Consider the following 1,814-nt stretch of genomic DNA (forward strand, 5'->3'; position numbering starts at 1 on the left):
AGCTACTTAACTGAAAACTGAAAACTTACATCTGATCACTGATAACTGATAACTGATAACTGATAACTGACAAAAAAATCCTGGAGGATGTAACCATGAACGAGAATCAAAAGAAAAAAATCGGCATTCTGACCAGTGGTGGCGATTGCCCGGGGTTAAATGCGGTAATTCGTGCCGTGGTGAAAGCATCAAAACTCAAGGGTTGGGATGTGTACGGCATTCCCTACGGGACCGACGGTTTTATGCAGATTGCTGAGGGGAAATATCACCCCCAAGATTTGATCCTGACTCAGCATGGCTATGACCTACCCGGGATATTGAAAGGATTAGACGTTTTGCAGTTTCTTAGTGGTAGTGTTTTGGGTTCTTTGAGCAAAGGACATCCCGAAAACCCAGAAATTGCCACGAAAATCCTGCAAGGATACGAAATGCTAGGATTAGATGCCCTGATCGTCGTCGGGGGCGATGGGAGCGTCGATATCATCTACGATCTCGCCCAGAAAGGCAACTGGAATATTATCGCGGTTCCCAAAACCATCGATAATGACGTTCCCTATACGGAATGGTCCGTCGGTTTTACCACTGCCGTGGATATCGTCACTCAAGCTTTGTATGATCTCACCTTTACCGCCGCTAGTCACGAAAGGGTGATGATTGTGCAGGTTATGGGTAGAGATGCCGGTCATTTGGCCCTTCATGCGGGGATTGCCGGGGGGGCCGATGCGATTTTTATTCCCGAATTAACCCCGGCTCTCACTCCCGAAATTATCGACGGTTGTTGTGATCATTTGGCACAATTACGGGCCCAAGGTCGTAAATTCGCTCTCATTGTCATTTCTGAGGGGGTTAGAAACGAAGATAACCAAAAAGAGAAGTATATTGGCGATTATTTAGAAAAATTGATAGTTGACAAAACTCGCTCTTTATGCGTTACCGATCCCGTCTTCTGTTATCTCAATTCCATGGATGTGCGGGCCATGTCTTTGGGACACCTGCAAAGAAGTCGTCCTCCTTTGGCCATGGATCGACTGTTAGCCACGGCTTTTGGCATTAAGGCTGTAGAATTAATTGAACAGGGAAAACTCGATCGCGTGGTGATTTGGCGCGGGGGACAAGTGCGTAGTTTGCCACTGAAACCAGTGATCAAAATTATCAAACAATGTCATCAAGAAAATCGCTGTGCCTATCCCGTGGCTCCTGATGGTTTTATTGTGAAAACAGCCCGTTCTTTGGGAATTTACCTAGGGGAAAATACCACGACCACGACCGAGACGGCAGTAGTTCCGCAAGCTGTGGAGGCGTTGGTTTAGTTATAATAAAGCGAGAAGGGTTGCTAATACTTTCTCGCTTTGTTAATTGGTTAAGATTAGGCATTTCTAAACGCTACAATTACGGGAGATACTGACAGCTACTGTAGAAATTAAGAAACTTTTTAAAAGAGTGTAATTAGGGCTTGCTGAATAAATGTGAAATATAGACGAGGTAAGGGTTTTAGGGGCCTATTTTGCGAAACAGGTGCAAGATTTTGAGAGAATCGTGGTTGAAAACCTTGCATCTTCGGGGCGAAGCATTCGGGCATAACCTATCGCTGAAACCGTAGATTTCCTATCCGAATGCTTCGCCCCTACTTTTTCAGCCAGCCCTAATTAATTTTCTGAGCATAAACTTTTATTATCGGCCCGCGTCCTGTAGGGGCGAAGCATTCGGGCAATAACCTATAGGTGAAACCAGAGATTTTCTATCCGAATGCTTCGCCCGTACTTTTTGCCGCAAATCCTACATAAAGACTTCTACTATCAGTAATGAGGTTATAA

The 1,814-nt window shown here is 45.0% G+C and carries 1 protein-coding gene; it reads left to right on the forward strand.

Going from position 1 to position 1,814, the window contains the following annotated elements; translation table 11 throughout:
* Positions 1-95: 95 nt before the first annotated feature.
* Positions 96-1,310 carry an ATP-dependent 6-phosphofructokinase gene (locus MICAI_RS17290; RefSeq protein ID WP_008205188.1) on the forward strand — a complete coding sequence of 405 codons (1,215 nt, stop codon included), beginning with the start codon at positions 96-98 and terminating at the stop codon, positions 1,308-1,310.
* The last annotated feature ends 504 nt before the right edge of the window (positions 1,311-1,814 follow it).

It is taken from the genome of Microcystis sp. T1-4 (assembly GCF_000297435.1).
Classification (GTDB): Bacteria; Cyanobacteriota; Cyanobacteriia; order Cyanobacteriales; family Microcystaceae; genus Microcystis.

Coding starts and splice junctions, on each gene's coding strand:
- MICAI_RS17290 (WP_008205188.1), top strand. CDS start 96: ATGAACGAGAATCAAAAGAAAAAAATCGGCATTCTGACCAGTGGTGGC.